Genomic DNA, 20,616 nt, shown 5'->3' with positions numbered 1-20,616 from the left:
GGTCCTCAGTCCTTCTTGGCGGGCGCTGCGCTGTCCTGAGCGGCCGGCTTGTCCGTGGCGGCGGTGTCGGCCTTCGGTGCTTCGGCCTTGGCTGCGGGGGCGCCGCCCTGCGCCGGTGCGCCGGCAGGCGGCTGGCCCGGCGCATGCGGTGCGATCGGGGCGCCGGGCTTGAGTTTCATCAGATTGTCCACGATGACCCGGTCGCCGGCCTGCAGGCCGCCGAGGATGACCCAGTCCTTGCCACGCCATTCGCCGGCCTGGACCGGGCGCGGTGCGACCTTGTTGTCGGGCGTTGCGGTCATCAGCAGGGTGCCTTGCTCCGTCTGCAGCACGGCCGACTGCGGCACCAGGAAGACGCCGTCGCGCATGCCGGTCAGCAAGCGCACGCGCACGAACTGGCCCGGCAGCAACTGCTGGGTCGGGTTGGCGAACTCGGCGCGCAGCGCCTGGGTGCCCAGCGTGGTGTCGATGTTCGATGCCACGAAATTCAATTTGCCCGGCTGGTCGTAGATCTGGCCGTTGGGCAGCACGAGTTCGACGCCGCTGATTTGTTTCTCGGTGACCCGGCCGCCCGGCAATTTCGCGAGATCGCTTTCGCCCAGCGAGAAGCGGACCCACATCGGGTTGGTCTGGTAGATCGAGGTGAGCAGGGAATTGTCGTTGGCCGTGCCGATCAGGTTGCCTTCGGAGCGTACCGCCCGGGCGCTGACCCCGGAGACCGGTGCGGTGACGGTCGTCCAGGACAGATTCAGTTCAGCCTGGCGCAGCGCGGCCTGGGCCATGGCATTGTTCGAACGGGCATCGTCGTAATCCTTCTGGCTGATCGCCTTGGCGTCGGCCAGCTTGTGCAGGCGGTTCATTTCGCGTTCGGTCTGCTCGGCCCTGGCCTTGGCTTCGGCCAGAGCGATTTCATACGGTGCACGGTCGATCTGGAACAGCGGCTGGCCTGCCTTGACCGTATCGCCTTCCTGATAGAAGCGTTTGACCAGGATGCCGCCGACGCGGGCGCGAACTTCCGTTTCGCGAGCCCCTTCGGTCTGCGCCATCACTTCGATCGAGCTTGGCACCGATTGCGGTTGCATTTCCAGCGTGGTCACCGGCAACGGTCCCATTGCCTGGGCGGGGGCCTGCTTGTCGGAACAGCCGGCGAGCAGCGCGGCACCGACGAGCAGCGCGAGGGCGGTATGACGGAAACGTGGTTGCGATGTCATGTTGGGACTCCAAAAGGGAAATTTTGGTCTATTATATACAGACAAGGATGTATGTAAATAAGCCCGAGAGAAAAACTCGGACATTGCCTCGCCCTGTTTCGAGAGCGGCGACCGGAGAAGCGAGATGGTCAGGAAAACGAAGGAAGAAGCGGAGAAAACGCGCAAGGACATCATCGAGGCTGCGCGCAGCGTGTTTCATTCGTGCGGCGTCAGCCGCTCCTCGCTGGACAAGGTCGCCAAGGAAGCCGGCGTGACGCGCGGGGCGATCTACTGGCATTTCAAGGACAAGGCGGAACTGTTCTTCGCCATGCGCGAGGATGTCTTTGCGCCGATGCTCGAACGGACCGATGCCATTCTCTACGATCCGGCTTTCGCCGACCCGCTCGATGCCATCCAGGCTTCGATCCAGGAATTTTTCCGCGCACTGGAGAGTTGTTCGGTGGCTCGCGAAGTCTTTGAAATCATGATTTCCCGTTGCGAATATGTCGATGAGTTTGCCAGTATTCAGCAGGAAGTGGGGCGTCCTGCACGTGATTTCGTTGCCAAGATCGAGCGCATGTACCGGGCGGCCAGCGACAAGGGAAGCTTGCGCGAGGGGATCGAACCGGGCGCTGCCGCACTGGACACCTGGGCTTTCACCAGTGGCCTGCTGCATCTGACCTTCGGGTGCAATAAAGGTGCCGGGCTCGAACAGGAAATTCCGGCAATGATTGTTCGCCATATCGCCATGCGCCGGCGTTGAGCCCGGTTTCCATCAGGGACATTCGAGCGGAAGTTCCAGCACGAAGCAACTGCCGTGGCCGACCTGGCTGTGCGCAGTCAGGTCGCCGCCCATGGCTTCCGCCAGCCGTCGACTGATTGCCAGACCGAGTCCGGTTCCGCCGTGCTGGCGGCTCAGCGAGCCGTCGCCTTGCATGAAGGCGGTGAATAGCGTCGGCAATACCGCTTCCGCAATGCCGATTCCCGTGTCGGATACGGAAATGCGCAGTCTGTCGCCGGTATCGTTCAGCGAGAGTTGAACTTCGATCCGGCCTTCTTCCGTAAATTTGATGGCATTGCCCAGCAGATGCATCAGGATTTGCTGCAGGCGCAACGTGTCGCCGATGACGGCTGGCGGCAGCGTTCCTGCGGTCGACGCCGCCAGCGCGAGTGATTTTGCCAACGCCTGGGGCGCGAATAAGCGGACGACATCGTTGATCAGCGCAACGGGATCGAACGGTGCTCGCTCGATGTCGATGCCGTGCGTTTCGAGATGCGCGTAGTCGAGTATCTGGTTGAGAATGCCGAGCAGCGATTCGGCGGAACTGCGTACGACTTCCAGCCGGTGGCGCTGACGATGGTCGAGCGATGAGCGTAACAGCAGTTCGGTCATGCCGAGCATGCCGTTCAGCGGCGTACGCAGTTCGTGGCTCATCGTTGCCAGGAATGTGCTTTTGGCGCGCGACGCGGCTTCTGCCTTGTCTCGGGCGGCAAGGATTTCGGCTTCCTGGCGCTTGCGTTCGCCGATGTCGGCGGTGACGCCGACGTAGTGGGCAAGTCGACCGGTCTCGTCGCGGACGGCGTTGATCGTCAGCAGGCCAAGATAGAGACTGCCATCCCGGCGCCGATTGGTGATTTCTCCCTGCCAGTGGCCGGTGGTCACGATGCTGTGCCACATCGTCTGATAGAAATTCCGGTCGTGCAGCCCGGAAGACAGCAGGCGCGGATTGCTGCCCAACACCTCGCTGCCATCGTAACCGGAGATACGCTCGAAGGCGGGATTGGCGGCCAGGATCGCACCGTCCGGCGCGGTCATGAACACGGCATCGCTGGTCGCTTCGAACAGGCTGGCGGTCAGTCGCCGCTGGGCATCGAGTTCGCGTTCGCGTTCGATCAGTCGTTGCTGGCGGCGCCAGTACATCAGCATGGCTGCGGTCAACGCGGCCAGAATGGGAAAAACGATGGCCGACAGACCCCGGACGTTGTCGCGCCAGCGGTCGAGTACGCCGTCACGGTCGAGGTGAACGACAATCGCCGCCGGATAGTGACTCGATACGTGAAAGGCCGACAGATAGCGTTGGCTGTCCGGCAATGTCTGTTCCATACGGCCGAATTCAGTTTGCGCGAACAGGATTTCCACATCGCCGGCCCGGCGCTCGCTGCCGGGCAGATCGTTGCCGGCGGTCGATGCGAGCAGTCGGCCATCCAGCCGGACGATCTGCACCCGGCCGTCATGGGCGGACAGCATTTTGGTGAAATGGAGCAGGAAATAATCCGGATTGAGCGCAGCCAATACCACCAGCGTCTGATTCTGCTGGCCGATTTTCCGGATGACCGGCAGGAAATAAGGGGCGCCGACAACCACCGGTGCTTCGGGAGTGCTTGGGCGGGCCTCGTTCAGGTCGCGCCCCTGCCATGGCGTACCGATGCGGAAGTTTGCCGCTGCCGGGTCGATCTCGGGAAAGAAATCCTGCAAGGAGACCTGCTTGCCGACGTTGGCCGGCGTCGAACTGGCCAGTACCCTGCCTTCGGGCGTCAACACCGATATCGAGCGGAGATAGGGGGCCTGGCGCAGGGCGTCGTTCAGGTTGTGCGAGAAATGCAGTGAAGCGGGTGTTGCGCTGTCCCTGGGTTCGACACTCAGGGACAGCAAGTCGACCATGTCCAGGGTGCGTGTCAGTTCGGCCTCGAAGTTATGCGCCAGTGCTTCCGCCTGTTTCAAGCCATCGCCCAGCGTTTCGTTGCGCAGGTGGAACAGCGTTAGCGCATAGGCTGCCATCCATGAGCCGATGACGATGGTCAGCGAAAAAAACAGGGTGCGGCGACGGCGGAGCGGCACGGTATGCCTCAGCGGACGACGATGGTTTCGAGACGATGCCGGACGGCGTTTTCCATCAACTGGCCGTTCAGCTTGATGCGTTGCAGGAAGCGTTCGATTTCGCGGTGGAAGGCGTCGTCGCCCGGTGCCATCGCCCAGGCATAGGGGGTCGGGTGAAAGCGCTGCGGCGGATAGACGAGACGGGCCCAGTCGCTGTTGTCCAGCATTCGCCGGCTGTACGGATAGTCGGTCATGAAAACGTCGGCCCGGCCGCTCTGGACTTCGTATTCGCGGGCATGCGGGGTATCCAGGACATGCAGTTCCGCGGACTTGAGTCTTTCGCGCATGATCCCCTCGTGTATGGTGCCGCGGGCGACGGCAACCACCGTCCCGGGGCGGTCGATATCCTGCCAGGACTGGATGCGCCGGTTGGTGCGCGTGGTGATCGCGTAGATGTCGCTGCTCAGATAGGGGCTGGAGAACCGGATGTGTTCCTGGCGGGCCGGGGTGATGCCGATGGCAAACATGGCGATATCGCAGCGGTCCTGCAACAGGTCGTCGATCACGCTGGCGAAGGAACTGTTGATGAATTGCGGACGGACGCCGAGTTCCCGGGCGAGCAGTCTGGCGTTGTCGATGTCGATGCCGAACAGTTGCTGGGTTTTCGGATTGCGCCAGGAAATGCCATAGTAATCCGGCCAGATGCAGACGCGCAGGACACCCGTCTGGGCGATTTTCTGCAGGCGTCCTTCCTCCGTTCTGGCGTGGGCGTTGCCGAGCAGGACGAACAGCAGGGTCAGGCAGGTCGCGAAACGTTTCACGGCGGGCACGCGGTTTTTGAAGATATGCCTTCAGTCTACGCCGAAAGCAGTCACCCGTCATGCCCGCCGGTGTTGCCTGCTAGCGGGGCGGAGGCTCTTCGTGGCGGCGAAAGACGTTGAGCAGCATCCGCAGGCGGCTACGCAGCGTGGATTTTCCGTCGGCCAGCGCTTCGAGGAAATCCGACAGCTGCCGGGAGCGGGCAACTGCAAAGAACACCAGCAGTACGAACGCGATGCTGGCGACGCTGCCGTGGATCACGCGTTCGGTGACCGAGCCTTCGCCGAAGGCAATGATGTTCATGCCGAAATAGCCGGTGGTCACCGTGGCGATCAGGCCGAGAATGGTGATCACCGTGAGCCTGACCACCGTGTTCGACTGGCGGCGCTGAGCATCGCTGTCGAGATAATTGCTCATCTCGCGGATTTCGTCGCGGACGTCGGCGTAGATTTCGTCGTTGTGCAGATGGTTGGAACACAGGCGATAGATGGCCTGGATGTGCACGCGTTCCGACAGTTCATGAAACCAGTAGCGGTGGGTGAACCGCAGGAAGGTCTCGAAATTGGCCCGAATCCGGCGTTTGAAACGGCGGACCGAGTTCTCGTCGCGAATCTCGAGGTCGTTGACCGCATCGACCAGCGTTTCCGAAAAAACGAGCAGGGCGGCGCGATGCAGGTGGGCAATCAGGAAGACGATGAAGTACTGGTGACGGAACTGGGCCAGCAGGCCGCGTTCGCCATCGATGAAAAACGGTGAAGCGGCATCACCGACCACGGTCAGCGCATTGCCGGTGCACATGAAGCGGGTGTTCGGTCCCTGGGTGCTGTCCGACCAGTAGCGATCCTGGCAATAACGCTTTTCGAATTCGATCACCGCCGGATCGTTGATCGGCAGGGCTTCGCCCGGATGGAGCGTGGTGGCCAGGCCGATGCGCACCCATTGTTCGCGATTCAGTTCGCGCGGCCGGTCGACCGCAAGATAGGCGGTGAGCGGCATGCGCTGGTATTCGATCAGCCGGTAGCGCAACTCGCCGGGCTCGTCGGCATGCGCCAGCACCAGCGGGCGCAGCAGGCCGGCCCAGTGTTCCGAAATGCAGGGGCTGCGATGTTCGCAGACGTAGCGCAGGTATTTTTCGCGGCGCTGCGTGTCGGAGCGGGCGACGACATGGCCGGCGGCATCCAGCCATTCGGCTAGGCTGACGTTGTGCAGGCCTTCGCCGCTTTCCTCCCAGCCGGACGGATAGGCGCGGCCGAAGCGGAACAGCAATTCACGCACGGTGTCCAGCGGCAGGTCGCGGGCGCGTACTTCGACATTGAGCTGGACCAGGTCGAGATCGTGGAAGAAATAGAGATCGATGTGGGCGATTTCCAGCACGACAGGGGGCTGTCCGTCGCGCAGCGTCAGGCGCAGCGCGGCAATGTCCTTGCGCCGGAAAACGTGGATCGGCGAGGCACCGGGGGGATCGCCCGGATCGCGGCGACGGGAGCGGCCCTCGCCGTAAAGGAAGCGCTGCACATAGGGCAGAAAGGAAACGAACTCACGGTAATGCCGCTCGGCGAATTGTGCCGGATCCTCGGTGAATTCATCGTCAATGCGTCGCCAGGGATGTTCGGTCTGCATCGCCTCGAAGCGCTCCCAGTGTCGACTGTCATCGATATTGGCCGACAGCGGTTCGAGCTGCAGTGGCCAGACCAGGCTGGCGTGGAACAGACGGACGGTGTGCACTTCGTTCATGGCGGGCAATTCGACGACGGATGCCTGCAGTCTAAAGCAGGCTTTCGGACAGCCAAAGCGGCCTGTGCCATGCTAATCTCGGCGGTCGACACTTTCATGACAACATTTTCGATCATGCGCGCCTTTGCGCCATCCTGTCTCACCTTCCTGGCATGGGCCGCGCTGTCGTCATCGCTGTGGGCCAGCGATGACAGCGCGCTGAGCAACCTGCCTTTCGAGCAACTGCTGCAACGCGAGGTGGTGCCGGCATCCACGCTGGCCCGGCAGATCAGCCAGTCGCCGTCGGCGGTGGCCATCGTCACTGCCGACGATATCCGCGCCTACGGTTATCGCACGCTGGCCGACGTCATCAACAGCATGCGGGGCCTGTACACGACCTACGACCGCCGCTACCAGTACATGGGCGGCCGCGGGTTTGGCGTGCCGGGTGACTACGCCGGCCGGATCATGGTGCTGATCGACGGCTATCCGACCCAGGACAGCCTGTTCAATCAGGCCTATATCGACGAATCCGGCCTGCTCGATCTGGAACTGGTCGAGCGGGTGGAATATGTGCCGGGGACGGGATCGGTGACCTATGGCAACAATGCCATGCTCGGCATCATCAACATCGTCACCCGTCGCGGCAGCGATGTCGGCAGTACCCAGCTGGCGACGGAGTTCGCCAGTCATGGCGGACGCAAGCAGCGGGTGACCGTCGGACGGCGCTTCGACAACGGCGCCGACCTGCTGCTGTCGGCGTCGGTGCTGGCATCGGCCGGCCAGGATCTCTACTTTCCGGCCTACGACACGCCGGCCAACAACCGCGGCATCGCCCAGGATCAGGATAGCGAGCGCAACAAGCGAATTTTCGGCAAGTTTTCCTTCGAGGGCTGGACCATCGAAGGCGCCTACGCGCAGCGGCGCAAGGCGGTGCCGGTGCCGATGCGCGAACTGATGTCGTTCAATCAGCCGTTCATCAACGAAGACGAAAACGCCTTCCTGAACGCCCGTTACGAAACCGATCTCGGACTCAGCCTGAGCACCTCGTCCAGTTTGTATTTCGGTCACTATGCCTACAGCGACCAACGAGCCTTCACCGACGGTGACATCGGCAACCGCGAGCACAGTGCGCGCTGGTGGGGGCTTGACCAGAAATTCGTCGGGCACTGGTTCGAGCGCCACGCGGTGTTGCTGGGCTTCGAGTTCAAGGACGATGCCAGGCAGCTTTTCGAAACCCGTTATCTGCTGCCGGTGGGCGGTGTTTCGCCGAAGCACACGCAATCGTTCGAACGGCGCACGGCGAGCGTCTATCTGACCGACGAATTCCGGGTCAATGAAGATTGGTCGCTCAATATCGGCGTGCGTTATGACGACGCGAGCGATCTTTCCGGCAACTGGAGTCCTCGGCTGGCGGCGATTTTCAGGCAGTCGCCGATGACCGTCTGGAAAGCCTCGTACAGCGAGGCTTTCCGCATGCCGAACGCCAATGAACGCTGGCGCGACGGCAACCAGGCTCGCCCGGAATACGTCGAGGCGACCGAACTCACGCTGCGTCACGAATATTCGCCGAATGGCCGGTTGACCGCATCGCTCTACCGTTACCAGCAGAAGGACGTCTATGTCTCCGAGATGACCTGGGGAAGCGCCCGGACGCACGGCGCCGAACTGGAATACGAACACAACTGGCACAACGGCACGCGATTGCGCAGCAGTGCCGCCTGGCAGAAGGCGCGCGATACCGCCGGCCAGGATCTGGCGAATTCTCCGGACTGGCTCGGCAAGCTCAACCTGACCGCCTTGCTGCCCGGCCTGCCGGCCGTGCGTGGCGGTCTCGAGGTGCAGTATGTCGGCCCGCGGCTGACGCTGGAGCGACGGCCGCTGGGCAGCTATACGCTGACCAACCTGACCTTCTCCGGCGAGCGCAAGTGGCACGGCCTGTCGGCCGTGTTCAGCATCCGCAACCTGTTTGGCCGCGACTACGACGCGGTCTCGCCTTTCACGTGGGATCCGGGGACCGGCAAGGATGTGTTGCGCATGGATGGCCGGACCTACTGGCTGCAACTGTCGCTGGATCTCTGATACGCCATGCGCCGCCTGTTCGTTCTCCTCGCCTGCTGTCTCGCCCTGAATCTGAGGGCGGAGCCGGTGTCCGAGTACGACATGAAGGCGATCTATCTGTACAACTTCGCCAGTTATACCGAATGGCCGTTCTGGGGGCGCGCCAATTTCAATTTCTGCGTGCTGGGCGACGATGAACTCGGCAATGCGCTGAGCCGCCTGGAGAGCAAGAAGATCAACGGCATGCGCGTGGTGGTCGCGCGTCTGACCTCGCTGGTCGCCATCCGTCAGTGCCAAGTGCTTTATCTGCCAGGCAAGCAGCATGCGAATCTGCGCCGTATTCAGAGCGAGTTGGGCGAATTGCCGGTGTTGACGGTCGGCGAAGCGGGCAGCGAGGCCGAAGTGGGCGTGGTGTTGCGCCTGGAAGGCGCGCGCCTGGAAGGCGCGCGCCTGGTGTTCGATCTCAACCTGGCGGCTTTTCAGCGGGCCGGTCTGAAACCGCAGGAAACCCTGGTCCGTCTGGCGCGCAACGTGCGCAAGTGAGCTAGTCCGAGGCGTTTTTTCCGGTTTTCTGCCGTTGACCGCATCAACGCGCCTTGCCGCGCAGCGCGCGTACCTCGAAGGCGACCGCATCGAGCGTCTTCCGGTTGGCGTCGAGCAGTTCCAGCCGGTGCTTTCCCGGTTGCGGCAGCCAGCGTTGCGGGCGGTCGGCGCGGCCGAGCGGGCGGCCGTCGAGTTGCCATTGCCAGCCTTTGCCTGCCGCTGCCGACAGGCGCAGCGGCAGGCGCTGCAAGGGCGGCGGGATGTCCGGGTCGAGGGCGATCACGCTGCCGTCGGCCGGATAGGCGATGCGCGCCAGCGCTTCGCCGCCGGCGCGGCGGATGACGTTCAGCTGGGTGCCGGCCAGGAACCATTCGCTGCGTGGCGGCTCGAGCGCCGGTTCGAAACGGATTGTCGTGCGCACGACGCCGGCCGGCGCGGACGGCGGCCGGCTGCGCACGGCCGGCCGGCCATGCTGCGGATCGCCACGCTGCAGCCAGTCCATCACCTCGCGCCAGACCGGCGCCGCGCCGCTGATGCCGGAGACGTCGCGCATCGGCTCGCCGCCGGCGTTGCCGACCCAGACGGCGACCGTGTAGCGGCGCGAGAAGCCGATGCACCAGTTGTCGCGCATGTCCTTGCTGGTGCCGGTCTTGACCGCCGCCCAGTAGGGCGTGGCGAGCCAGGATTCGAGACCGAAGGTGCCGGCGCGGGCGCTGGCGTCGGCCAGGATGTCGCCGATCATGAAACTGACCGCCGGCGGATAGACGGCGCGCGGCGCGCCGCCGAACAGGCCGTCGCAGCCGGCTTGCGCGCAGTTCGGCGGCTGGCCGTCGGCACGCACGCGCAGCGGCGTCCAGCGGCCGCCGTTGGCCAGCGTGCGGTAGGCATTGGCCAGCATGGCCAGCGATACGTCGGCCGAGCCCAGCGCCAGGCTGTAGCCGTACCAGTCGCCGTCCTGCGTCAGGCTGGCGAAACCGTTTTTCTTCAGCCGCGCGTGAAAGGTGTCAGGACCCAGGCGGACCAGCGTCTTCACCGCCGGCACATTGAGCGAGCCGCCGAGCGCCATGCGTGCCGACACCCAGCCACGGTAGTTCGGCTCGTAGTTCTGCGGCGCGTACAGGCCGTTGCCGGTGTCGAGCGCCAGCGGCGCGTCCTCGATCAGCGAGGCCGGCGTCAGCTGGCGGGCTTCGAAGGCCTGCGCGTAGAGCAGCGGTTTCAGCGTCGAGCCGGCCTGGCGCAGCGCGGTGACGCCATCGACCTCGGGCGCTTCCGACAGGTCGCCGCTCGAGCCGACCCAGGCCAGCACGTCGCCGCTGGCGTTGTCGACGACCAGCACCGCGCCGTCGCCGACCTGGCGGTGGCGCAAGGCCGCCAGGTGCTGGCGCAGCGAGGTCGCGGCGAAGCGTTGCAGTTCGCCGTCCAGCGTCGAGCGCCGGTCGCCGCTGCCGGCGTCCAGCAGCTTGCGCGCCAGGTGGCCGGCCAGTTGCGGCGCTGTGCCGCCGTCGCGTTCGCCCAGCGTCGGCGGCCGCTGGCCGCCGCCCAGTGTCTGCAGCACGAAGCCTTCGAGGCCCTGGCATTCGCCGGCGCGGTCCTGTTCGGTCAGCAACTGGCAGGCGCGGCGGGCGACCTGTTCCGGCCGGGCGTTCGGCGCCCGCAGCAGGACGGCGGCGATCGCCGATTCGCGCTCGTCGAGGCCGGCCGGCCATTTGCCGAACAGCTGCCGGCTCATCGCCGCGACGCCCTGCAGTTCCCCGCGGAAGGGCACCAGGTTGAGATAGGCCTCGACGATCTGGCCCTTGGTCCATCGGTTTTCCAGGCGCAGGGCCACGGTCGACTGGGTGATTTTGCCGAAAATGCTGCGTCGACCGCGCCGTTGCTCGTCTTCGTCGAGCAGGCCGGCGAGTTGCATGCTCAGCGTGCTGGCGCCGCGCGTCGGCCGGCCACGCAGGTTGTTCCACGCCGCCTTGCCGGCGGCCAGCCAGTCCACGCCGCCGTGTTCGAAGAAGCGCTTGTCTTCGGACAGCACGACGGCCCTGACCAGTGCCGGCGAGATGTCGGCGAGCGGCGTCCAGGCCAGTCGGCGTACCGTCGGATCGACGCGCAGCGTGTGCAGCGGCCGGCCGTCGCGGTCGAGCAGTTGCGCGTCGGACGGCTGCCAGGCGGCGCGCAGTTCGGCGAATTCGGGCAAGGCCAACGCCTCGGCGGCCGGGGCGAGCAGGGCATAGCAGCAGACGGCCGCGGCCAGCGCGCGGGTGATGCGCCGGAAGGTGGCCGGCAGCGCCGGGCGCGCGGCGGCGTTTCGGTAAGGTGGTGAATGCGCCGGGCGGGGCGGCCGCGGGGGCGGCAAAAATCCTTGCTGCTGGCGGTCGACCGTGGAAACCGCCGCTTTCCCGTCGGCGGCCCGGTGCGGCAGCGGCGGGTTGGCGGTTTTTGCCGAAGCGTCGCGGTTGACCGCAAGCGCGGCGGTTTTCCCGCCGTTTCCACGGTCGACCGCGAAAATTGCGGTTTTTCCGCCGTCGACCGCAACCGTCATTCGCCGACCGTCAGTTTGCCGTTGGGCGTTTCGCCGAACACGTCCGGTGCATACAGCGCTTCGACGCGTGTCGGCGGCAGCGCGAAGCGGCCGGCGTTGTTCAGGCGCAGCGTGTATTCGACGGTGGTGCGGCCCTTCGGCAGGTAGGCGTAGTAGCCGCGCCAGGCGGCAAAGCTGCGTTCGACCCAGGTCGGTTGCCAGCCGTGGCCGCTGCGATTCTCCTCGCGGGTGGCGATGGCCGAGTCGCGGCCGTCGCCGTCGCCGAGGATGCGCCCGCCGGCCGGGATCGGATCGCTGACGGCGACCCAGCTCATGTCCATCTCGGCGTCGATGCTCAGCTTGACGCGCCAGAGGTCGCCGCGGCTGACCTTGCCCGGTGTCTTTTCCTCGAGCGGCCGGACTTCGCGGACGACGCGGTAGCCGGCGGCGCGTGCCGGGCCGTCGGGAATCGCCGCCAGTACCTGGATGTTGGCCCACGGTTTGCCGCTGCCGTCGTGGCGCAGCGTCAGCGCGTCGTCCCTGGCCGGTTTGGCCGGCCACGGCAGGTGCAGCGTCGGCGGCGCTTCGCCGGCCGTCTTCCAGTCGGTTTCGGCCTGGGCGCCGGCCAGCGTGGCGAGTGTCTTGCCGGCGACCGGCGTGCGCTCGAACTTGCGGGCGAAGCGGTCGATGGCGACGCGCGCCCAGGCGTTGGCGGTGGTGGTCAGCCAGCGGCCGCGCACCTGGCGTTCGAGCGCGCCCTGCATCAGGCGCGGCAGGTCGTCCTGCCAGTCTGGCGCATCGAGCACCGCGTCGATCAGCCGGAAGGCGTTGGCGTCGGCGTTGAGCATCATCCACCACCAGTAGTCGTCGCGTTCGCTGGTGAACACCAGCCGCGAGCCGGCATAGGACAAGCGGTTGCGCAGTTCCTGGCGGGCTTCGGCGAGCTTCTTGTCGCGTTGCGGCAGGTCGGACAGGCGTTGCGCGATCTGCACCCAGTCGATCAGGGCGGCGGTCGGCAGACGCAGCGGGTCAATGTCGAGCGCAGCGGCGGCGCGGGTCGGCTGCTGGCCGGCGCGGGCCAGCGCGGCGAGCGCATTGATCCGGCGGTAGAGCCGGGCGTCGCCCGGTGCCCAGTCGTCCTGCGCGTAACGGCCTTCGACGTAGCCGTTGAGGCCGCGCAGCATGCGCTGGCGGCTGTCCTCGGGCAGCGCGAAGCCGGCGGCATCGGCGATGTCGAGCAGGTAGGCGGTCAGCGTCGCGCTGCCCGGGCCGCCGCTCGGGAAATAGCGGGCCAGGCCGCGCTCGTCGAGCAGACCGGGCAGGGCGTCGGTGACCTCGCGCCAGCGCTTGTCGTCGTGCAGGCCGACGGCGATCGACGCCTTCTGCTCCAGGCAGCCGAACGGGTATTCGTTGAAGAAGCGCAGCAGGCCGGGCGGTACGACGGCCATCTTCGGCGACAGCGAAACGTCCAGCCCACCCTTGCCGGACAGCGCGCCGGCCGGTTGCACGACGGGCAGGCTCAGGCTGCCGTCGACGCGCTGGAAGCTCGCCTGCTGCACGGTGACCGGCACCGCCGGCGCCACCTGCTGTTCGATGCGCAGGCTGTCGCGCGCCTTGCCGTCGTCGCTTTTGGCGTCGAACTGCCAGCTCAGGCCGTTGACGCCTTCCGGCGCCTGGGCGTCCCAGCGCAGTTCGGCGGCGCTTTCCGGCGCCAGTTCGATCTGTCGGGAGGGCAGCGATTTATCGCCGGATTTCGCGTCGACCGTGACTTTCATGGTCTTCGCCGTGCCGTTGCGCAGGGTCAGCATCGCCTGATAGCTGTCGCCTTCGCGGACCAGCGGCGGCAGGCCGGAGATCATCTGCAGGTCCTGCCTGGTGCGCACGCTGGCGCTGCCGGTGCCGAACAGCCCGGCGCCGGCCGTGGCAACGCCGACCAGCCGGAATTCGGACAGCGAGTCGTTCATCGTCACTTTCAGCGTGGCCCGGCCGTCGGCGTCGAGCGTGACGCGCGGCAGCCATTGCAGGCGCGTGTCGAACAGCTCGCGGGCCGGCGCCCGGCCGCCGCCGCCGCCCGGCGGCAGCGCTTTCTTGCCGAAGTGGCGCTTGCCGATCACCTGCGATTGCGCGGTCGCGGTTTCGACTTCGTAGCCGCGCGCCTGCAGGAAGGCGTCGAGCAGCTGCCAGCTGTCGTTCGGCCGCAGTTCGAGCAGCGCCTGGTCGATCGCCGCGAAGGCGACCTCGCTGCCGGCCGGCGCCGGCTTGCCGTCCGGCGTCGTCACGCGCAGTTTGACGGTGGCTTCCTCGCGCGGCCGGTAGTCGGTCTTGTCGGTGCTCACCTCGACCTTCAGCGCGAAGCCTTCGGTGCCGACGGCGATTTCGCCGAGTCCCATGCGCCAGGCCGGTTTGGCCAGGTCGACCATGGCCGTCGGCTGGTCCGGGTTCCACCATTCGCGGAACCAGGCCAGCGGCTCGCGCCAGCCCCACTGGAAGAAGGAAACCCAGTTCAACGGCTCGACCCGGCCGCGCACGGCGAGCACCGAAACGAAGACGTTCGGCCCCCATTCGGCGCGCACCGGAATGTCGACCGTCGGCTTGAAGCGCGACAGCGGCTGGACGAAGGTCTCGATAATGCCGGCGGCTTCGACGGCGATCAGCGCGCTGGCCTCGCGGAACGGCGTGCGCACCTGGAAGCGGGCGGTTTCGCCGGGCTGGTAGGCCTTCTTTTCGGGGATCACGTCGATGCGGTCCTGGTTGCCGGCGGTGAACCACAGGTCGCCGCCGCCGCTCACCCAGTAGCTGGCCGAGGCGCGGGCCGGATTGCCCTGTGCGTCGCGGGTTTCGGCGAGCAGGTAGATGCTGCCGTTGCCGCGGGTTTTCGGCTCGCAGTGCAGCAGACCGCGGCTGTCGGTGGTGCCGGCGCACAGCTCGCCGAGATCCTGGTATTCGGTGTCGTTTTCGTAGGCGTAGAAGCCGCCGACGATGCGCCGGCGGTGGCTGGAATCGATGCGCCGCTTGCCCTTGACCGACACCTTCTGGCCGGCCAGCGGCTTGCCGGCGGTGTCGAGGACGACGACTTCGACCCGGTTGCTGCCTTCGCCCGACGCCCAGTCGGCGACCTTGATGCCGACCGTCAACGCCGCCGGCCACAGTTCGACCAGACCGCGCAGCGTCTGGATTTCGCCGTTCGGATCGGCGAACTGCATTTCGGCGTACAGCTCGCTCGGCCCCTTGACCTTGTCCGGCAGCGCGACCTCCAGCTTGCCGGCGCCCTGCGCGTCGAGCTTGACCGGCTGCTTGTCGAGCACCAGCGTTTCGTCCTCGCGGCCGGTATCGACCTGGAAAGCGGCACGGGCGCTGTCGTCGAAATCGATCTGGAAGTTGTAGTTTTCGTAGTTGCGCCAGGTCGGCCAGCGCGGGCGCAGCGTGGCCGATACCTGGACGTCGGCATGCTTCGCCGCGCCGCCGTTCAGGAAGGACAGGCCGAGCGCCAGCGGCACGCGGGCCGGCGCCACCTGGCGGCCGGGCACGCCCTGCACGCTGCCGGTGAACACCGGCAGGCGGAAGTCGGCGACGCGGAATTCGCCGCTGTAGTATTCGCCGTCGCGGCCGATGAGCACGATGTCGTAGCTGCCGAGCCGGGCCGATTCCGGCACTTTCCAGTCGTTGACCGCAGAAGCCTGCTTGTCCCAGCTCAGCGGCTGGGTGAATTCGGCGCCGCTCTCGCGGTGGCGGATGACCAGCTTGCCGGGCAGCCGTGCCGGGTCGGGGAAGGCGAAGCCGCGCGTCGTGCGCTCGCGCGCCAGGTGCTTCATCGACACCGTCTGGCCGAGCCGGAACAGGCTGCGGTCGAGTACCGTGTGCAGGCGGAAATCGCTGCCGCCGCTCCAGGTCTGCACGCCGAAGCGCCAGGGCTCGATGCCTTCGTTCCAGTCCGAACGGACGAAACTGTAGTCGCCGTTCAGCCGGGCGCTGGCGAACAGGAAGTTGTCGCCGCGGCAGTTGGCCTTGTCCAGCCGCTGGTCGATCGCCGCCCGGCCCTGGGCGTCGGTTTTTCCCTGCCACAGCGAACGGCCGTTGCAGTCGGAGACGCGCACTTCGGCGCCGCCGACCGGCTTGCCGGAATCGAGCGCGGTGACCCAGACCAGCGCGTTGTCGCGGCCGGTCTTCAGATGCACGGCGAGGTTGGTGACCAGCACCGCGCTGCGCACGTACATCGGCTTCGGCGTCGCCAGCAGCGCGTTGCCGAGCAGCCGGCTTTCGATTTCGACGATGTGGTAGCCGGGCTGGGCGAGCGGGATGCCGACCACCTCGAACTCCGCCGTTCCGCCGGGTTTCGGCAGTTCCTGCCGGGCGACGCCGGGGCGGCCGTTCAGGAAGGACAGTTCGCGGGCGTAGTAGGGGTCGGTGACGCGGCGGCTTTCGCCGTCGATCTTCAGCGTCACTTCGCGCGTCTGGTATTCGAACTTTTCCAGCGCGCGCATCGCGGCGATCACGTCGCCGTCCTCGGTCAGCTTCTGGTCGCTGAAACGGTGGCTGCCGGGCAATGCCAGGCGGGCCGTCTTCAACGCCGCTTCGACGTTGCGCAGCGTCACCGGCAGCAGGCCGCCCTCCTTCAGTTCGAGAATGCCGAAACGGCCGGGAAACTTGGCCAGCGGCGGCAGCGCGCCGGTCTTGACGGTCAGCGGGAAGCTGGCGGCGTTGGCCAGCGGGCGGCCGGCATCGTCCTTCAGCGCGGCCGGCAGTTCGACCCTGAGGTCGGCGTTCTGCGGGAAGGGGCCGGGGAAGGTCAGGCTGTCGATCTGCTTTTCGCGCGAAGCGCCTTCGCTATCGGCCGGGTTTCTCGGTGCCCGCGGGCCTTCTGCGGTCGACAGGCGGAATTTGCCCAAAAGCGCCGCGTCGAACGGCGCGCTGAACTGCAATGTGATCGCCGACAGCGGCGAACACGGCGCATCGGCCTTCTCGCGTTCGCAGGACAGCGTTGCGCGGAAGGGTTCGCGGACCTTGTAGACGAAGCTTTCCGCCTTTTCGGTCGGCGTGCCGTTGGCGGCACGGATGCCGGCGCCCCAGACCAGCTTGGCGCGGGCACCGGCCGGCAGCTTCTCGCTGCAGGCGACGACCAGCGCGTTGGCGGCGAAGCCGGTGTGTTCCAGCACTTCCTGGCGGATCTTGCGGTCGACCGGACGGGCCGGGATGCGGTGGCCGACGCCATCGGCTTCGCACCACAGGTTCTGTTCCAGCGAGGCCGGATCGAGATCGGCGCCCGGCGCGATGGCGAAGGCGGCGTCTTCCTCGATCCGCGAATTGGCCGACGGTTCGATGCGCCATGGCCGCGGCGCGGCGCCGAAGAATTCGAAGCGGCGCTTGCCGTCGAGCTTGTCGCCGTTCAGCGCGGTCGACCCGTCGTGCAGCGTGAAAATGCAGCGCTCGCCCGGCTGCAGCGCCCGGCTCATCTGCCAGGCCCAGGTCCGGCCGTCGATCCAGCGACCCTCGCCGGCGATCTTTGCGCAATCGACGGCAAACGGCGCGGCGGCCGTCGTATCGCCGAGGCGCGTCATGTCGGCGGTGAAGCGCACGGTCACCCGTGTCTGGTCGGTGACCTTGCCTTGCGGCTGGAATTGCGCGACGCCGGCGGCGAACGCCGGCAGGCTGGCGGAAAGCAGGGCGCACAAGGCGGAACGCAGGATGAAGCGGGTGTGTTGCATGGTGAAATCCGGACTGCCGAGAATGCCGGCATATTGCCACGTCAAGGCCGTCCCGGCCATGCGCGGCAGACGTCGATCAGCGCTTGATCGGCTCGAAAACGATCGACGGCACCTTGGGTTCGACGACCTTGGGCGGCCGCGGTTGCGGTGTCGGCGGCGGTGTTTCGATGCCTGCCGGGTGGCGATGCATCGGCACGGCGACCGGGTAGGGGACGTAAGTGGTCACCGGTACGGTGGGCAGGCGGCGGCATTCCGCTTCCAGCCGGCGGCGTTCGTCGCCGTCCTCGGTGCGCGCGGCGATGTCGCGCAGGCAGTCTTCCTGGCCGGTGTAGATGCGCGGTGCCTCGGCGACCGGCCGCTCGCTGGCCAGCTGGCGTTGCCGGGCGGATTCGGCGGCCCTTTCCCTTTCGGCCAGCGCCTCGCGTTGCTCGATGAAGGCGCGGGCCCGCGCCAGTTCGCGTTCGGTGGCCAGTCGTTCGCTTTCGGAAATCTTCTCTTCCGGCCGCACTTCCACGGTGGCGCTGCCCTGGCAGGGCTTGTTGGTGATTTCGGTCTGGCCGTTCGGCAGGCGGCACTTGTAGACCTGCGCCGAAGCGGCCGGAACGACGAGAACGAGGAGCAGGGGGAACAGACGGAACATGTCCCAGTTATAACGTAAAGTCGGTTTCGTGCAAAACGGGGGCGGGGGCGCGCCAATTGCCCCGGCGATCGGGACAGCAGGCGGAGGGCTCGGTAAAATGCGCCCTCCCGGCGGACAGCCGCCTGTTTTTCCTGGATTCCGATGACCGCCATCCCGATGCACCCCGGCCCGGCACCCCGCCCGCTCAACCGCGAGGATTACAAGACGCTCGGCCTGTCCGCTCTCGGTGGGACGCTGGAGTTCTACGATTTCGTGATCTTCGTGTTCTTCACGGTGACCATCAGCCATCTGTTCTTTCCGCCCGGCATGCCGGAATGGATGTCGCAATTGCAGACGCTGGGCATCTTCGCCGCCGGTTATCTGGCGCGGCCGGTCGGCGGCATCGTCATTGCCCATTTCGGCGACCGTCTGGGGCGCAAAAAGATGTTCGCGCTGTCGGTTTTCCTGATGTCGCTGCCCACCTTCGTGATCGGCATTTTGCCGACCTACGCCAGCATTGGCATCGCCGCGCCGCTGTTGCTGCTGTTGATGCGCATGCTTCAGGGGGCGGCGATCGGCGGCGAAATGCCGGGGGCCTGGGTTTTCGTCGCCGAGCACGTGCCGCGCGGCCGCTACGGTTTCGGCATCGGCGTGCTGACGGCCGGCATCACCGGCGGCATCCTGCTCGGCTCGTTCATGGCCATATTCATCAACCGCGCCTACAGCCCGGAAGAAGTCAGCGATTTTGCCTGGCGCATTCCTTTCCTGCTGGGCGGCGTGTTCGGTTTCATCTCGGTCTATCTGCGGCGCTTTCTCGACGAAACCCCGGTTTTCCGGGAGCTTCGCGAGCAGCGCCAGATCGCCGACGAGTTGCCGGTCCGCACCGTGCTCCGCGAACACCGGACCGCCTGCCTGATGACCGCCGGCCTGACCTGGACGCTGTCCACCACGGTGGTCGTGCTGATCCTGATGACGCCGACGCTGCTGCAGAAAATCCACGGTATCGCCGCGTCGAGCGCACTGGAGGCCAACAGCGTCGGCACCTTCGCGCTGAGCGTCGGCTGCGTGCTGTTCGGCTGGCTGTTCGACCGCATCGGCGCGCGCGCCACGGCGTGGATCGGCCTCGGTGGCCTGGCCGTCGCCGCCGGCTGGTTCTACACCGGGCTGCCCGGCATCGGGCGCGAGGCGCTGATGCTGCGCTACGCGGTGATCGGCCTGTTCTGCGGCGCCATCGTGCTGACGCCGATCCTGGCCGTGCGCGCTTTCCCGCCGGCCATCCGTTTCTCGGGGCTGAGCTTTTCCTACAACCTGGCCTATGCATTGTTCGGCGGCCTGACGCCGGTGCTGACCCAACTCTGGCTGCAGCGCGACGTGCTGGCGCCGGCCTATTACGTCGCCGCCACCGCGCTGCTCGGCATCCTGCTGGCCGCCCATCCGCTGGCCGTGCATGGCCGGCGCGGGGCGGCGGCGCGGCCGGGCTGAGCGGCTTTCTGCACGGACAGGGTTTTCGGCCGGCCGCTATGCCGGTAGTTTGGGTGATTCGATCCGCTCGAGTTGCACGGCCTTCACGGCAGCAAGGCACAGGCCGCAGCAGCGGCGAAGGCCTGCCAGCGTATCAGTCCGACCATGACCTTCGCGGTTCGTGCATGGCCTCCGCTATTTCGTAACACTGAGGCCCTTGGCGGAACCGGCGGGTTTCACGGGGGCGGCTTCCGGGGTGTCGCGCACGCTGCATGTATACAGGTATTTGCCGTAGGCCCCGGTCGGGCTCTCCTTCTTATTGCACGTCACGGGGCCGTAAGGCTTGACTTTGCCCTGGTCGATGTACTGCTGCGCCAGATTTCTTGCGGCGGCCTCGGAGGCATAGCTTTGGAAATTCGCATAGTCTTTGGACGGCGCATACATGGCATCGGGTTCCGTTCGCGTCGGCATCGCCGGTACACGCTCCTCCTGCTTGCTGAGTACTGCAACGGATGGCGTCCGGTCGTCCCCATTGGGGTGCTTCGCGGCCGTCGACTGGGGCGCTGACTTTTTAGCGGTTTTGTTACCATCCGCCGTCAACTTGGGTTTTTCCTGTACCGTCGTGGCGACCATCATTTCTTTGGGCATGCTGGGGTCCCGTTCCCACGCCCCGGCCACTTCATTGGCCTCGGCGCCATTATTTCCACTGCAATAATTCCGGCGCTCATTCCCGCGGTAGTAATTCAGATGGTTGCTGATGCGTCGTGCCCGGTTGGCCTCGGCGCCGTCCCTGGTCTCATAGCATTCGGTGTTGACATTGCCCTGCGTCAATTTGTTATAGGGGTCCGGAGTTCCTTTCTTGATGGCTGCCAGAATTGCGGGGGCGAGGGATTCCCGGACGTCATCGGGAATCTTGTAGAAAGCAAAGGGGACATCGGGATCGTGGGACTGCACTTTTTCTGCGCTGGAATAAGGCCATTCGGGATTCAGTGGAATCTGTCCCACCTCGGTGTAGTAATTGACTCGCTTGTCGCTGTCACAGACAACCCAGCCGCCGGTATAACAAACCTTCTGCTGCGGCTTTGCGGCCATCACGGCAGTGCTGGCAGACAGCAAGACGCAGGCAGCAGTGAACACTGATGCCGATACACGACTTTCCTTTTGTTCCATTTTGAAGA

The 20,616-nt window shown here is 66.0% G+C and carries 12 protein-coding genes; 4 read left to right on the top strand and 8 right to left on the bottom strand.

Going from position 1 to position 20,616, the window contains the following annotated elements; all coding sequences use genetic code 11:
- Nucleotides 1–5: 5 nt before the first annotated feature.
- On the bottom strand, nucleotides 6–1,211 hold the full coding sequence (locus tag L0962_RS07895; RefSeq protein ID WP_234085815.1) for an efflux RND transporter periplasmic adaptor subunit: 1,206 nt from the start codon (nucleotides 1,209–1,211) through the stop codon (nucleotides 6–8).
- Between the two features lie 124 nt (nucleotides 1,212–1,335).
- On the opposite strand from L0962_RS07895, the gene L0962_RS07890 reads away from it, so the two are divergent.
- Nucleotides 1,336–1,953 carry a TetR family transcriptional regulator gene (locus L0962_RS07890; protein ID WP_234085813.1) on the top strand — a complete coding sequence of 206 codons (618 nt, stop codon included), beginning with the start codon at nucleotides 1,336–1,338 and terminating at the stop codon, nucleotides 1,951–1,953.
- Nucleotides 1,954–1,965: 12 nt separating this feature from the next.
- Here the strand turns inward: L0962_RS07890 and L0962_RS18300 are convergent, their stop codons facing one another.
- The 3 genes from L0962_RS18300 to L0962_RS07875 form a co-directional block, all read right to left on the bottom strand.
- Nucleotides 1,966–4,029, bottom strand: a complete 2,064-nt coding sequence (locus tag L0962_RS18300) for an ATP-binding protein (RefSeq protein WP_234085811.1) — start codon at nucleotides 4,027–4,029, stop codon at nucleotides 1,966–1,968.
- 8 nt (nucleotides 4,030–4,037) lie between these two features.
- On the bottom strand, nucleotides 4,038–4,829 hold the full coding sequence (locus L0962_RS07880; RefSeq protein ID WP_234085809.1) for a transporter substrate-binding domain-containing protein: 792 nt from the start codon (nucleotides 4,827–4,829) through the stop codon (nucleotides 4,038–4,040).
- A gap of 79 nt (nucleotides 4,830–4,908) precedes the next feature.
- Nucleotides 4,909–6,561, bottom strand: coding sequence for a CorA family divalent cation transporter (locus L0962_RS07875; RefSeq protein WP_234085808.1), 1,653 nt, complete (start codon nucleotides 6,559–6,561; stop codon nucleotides 4,909–4,911).
- Between the two features lie 96 nt (nucleotides 6,562–6,657).
- Between L0962_RS07875 and L0962_RS07870 the strand changes: the two genes are divergently transcribed.
- Nucleotides 6,658–8,622, top strand: coding sequence for a TonB-dependent siderophore receptor (locus L0962_RS07870; RefSeq protein WP_234085807.1), 1,965 nt, complete (start codon nucleotides 6,658–6,660; stop codon nucleotides 8,620–8,622).
- 6 nt (nucleotides 8,623–8,628) lie between these two features.
- A complete protein-coding gene (locus L0962_RS07865) occupies nucleotides 8,629–9,144 on the top strand; it encodes a YfiR family protein (RefSeq protein ID WP_234085805.1) in 516 nt (171 codons plus the stop codon).
- 43 nt (nucleotides 9,145–9,187) lie between these two features.
- Here the strand turns inward: L0962_RS07865 and pbpC are convergent, their stop codons facing one another.
- The 3 genes from pbpC to L0962_RS07850 form a co-directional block, all read right to left on the bottom strand.
- The gene (gene pbpC, locus L0962_RS07860; protein ID WP_234085804.1) at nucleotides 9,188–11,677 is read right to left on the bottom strand and encodes a penicillin-binding protein 1C; all 2,490 of its coding nucleotides are present in this window, start codon (nucleotides 11,675–11,677) and stop codon (nucleotides 9,188–9,190) included.
- Nucleotides 11,674–17,358, bottom strand: a complete 5,685-nt coding sequence (locus L0962_RS07855; protein ID WP_234085803.1) for an alpha-2-macroglobulin — start codon at nucleotides 17,356–17,358, stop codon at nucleotides 11,674–11,676. The genes pbpC and L0962_RS07855 overlap by 4 nt, the downstream gene beginning before the upstream one ends.
- 76 nt (nucleotides 17,359–17,434) lie before the next feature.
- Nucleotides 17,435–17,998 carry a DUF4124 domain-containing protein gene (locus L0962_RS07850; protein WP_234085802.1) on the bottom strand — a complete coding sequence of 188 codons (564 nt, stop codon included), beginning with the start codon at nucleotides 17,996–17,998 and terminating at the stop codon, nucleotides 17,435–17,437.
- A gap of 141 nt (nucleotides 17,999–18,139) precedes the next feature.
- Here L0962_RS07850 and L0962_RS07845 point away from each other — a divergent pair, with 141 nt between their 5' ends.
- Nucleotides 18,140–19,459: an MFS transporter gene (locus tag L0962_RS07845; protein ID WP_234085801.1), complete on the top strand. Its 1,320-nt coding sequence runs from the start codon at nucleotides 18,140–18,142 to the stop codon at nucleotides 19,457–19,459.
- Between the two features lie 174 nt (nucleotides 19,460–19,633).
- Here L0962_RS07845 and L0962_RS07840 read toward each other — a convergent pair whose 3' ends face one another.
- A complete protein-coding gene (locus L0962_RS07840) occupies nucleotides 19,634–20,608 on the bottom strand; it encodes a hypothetical protein (protein ID WP_234085800.1) in 975 nt (324 codons plus the stop codon).
- Nucleotides 20,609–20,616 lie beyond the last annotated feature (8 nt).

The organism is Azonexus sp. R2A61 (assembly GCF_021401135.1).
Classification (GTDB): domain Bacteria; phylum Pseudomonadota; class Gammaproteobacteria; order Burkholderiales; family Rhodocyclaceae; genus Azonexus.
The sequence above is the reverse complement of the archived record's forward strand: the minus strand, read 5'-3'. Positions and strand labels throughout refer to the sequence as shown.

What these genes read in the sequence shown, in the direction of transcription:
- L0962_RS07840 (WP_234085800.1), bottom strand. Translation starts at nt 20,608, where the DNA reads ATGGAACAAAAGGAAAGTCGTGTATCGGCATCAGTGTTCACTGCTGCC.
- L0962_RS07895 (WP_234085815.1), bottom strand. Translation starts at nt 1,211, where the DNA reads ATGACATCGCAACCACGTTTCCGTCATACCGCCCTCGCGCTGCTCGTC.
- L0962_RS07850 (WP_234085802.1), bottom strand. Translation starts at nt 17,998, where the DNA reads ATGTTCCGTCTGTTCCCCCTGCTCCTCGTTCTCGTCGTTCCGGCCGCT.
- L0962_RS07890 (WP_234085813.1), top strand. Translation starts at nt 1,336, where the DNA reads ATGGTCAGGAAAACGAAGGAAGAAGCGGAGAAAACGCGCAAGGACATC.
- L0962_RS07870 (WP_234085807.1), top strand. Translation starts at nt 6,658, where the DNA reads ATGACAACATTTTCGATCATGCGCGCCTTTGCGCCATCCTGTCTCACC.
- L0962_RS07855 (WP_234085803.1), bottom strand. Translation starts at nt 17,358, where the DNA reads ATGCAACACACCCGCTTCATCCTGCGTTCCGCCTTGTGCGCCCTGCTT.
- L0962_RS07845 (WP_234085801.1), top strand. Translation starts at nt 18,140, where the DNA reads ATGACCGCCATCCCGATGCACCCCGGCCCGGCACCCCGCCCGCTCAAC.
- L0962_RS07875 (WP_234085808.1), bottom strand. Translation starts at nt 6,561, where the DNA reads ATGAACGAAGTGCACACCGTCCGTCTGTTCCACGCCAGCCTGGTCTGG.
- pbpC (WP_234085804.1), bottom strand. Translation starts at nt 11,677, where the DNA reads ATGACGGTTGCGGTCGACGGCGGAAAAACCGCAATTTTCGCGGTCGAC.
- L0962_RS07865 (WP_234085805.1), top strand. Translation starts at nt 8,629, where the DNA reads ATGCGCCGCCTGTTCGTTCTCCTCGCCTGCTGTCTCGCCCTGAATCTG.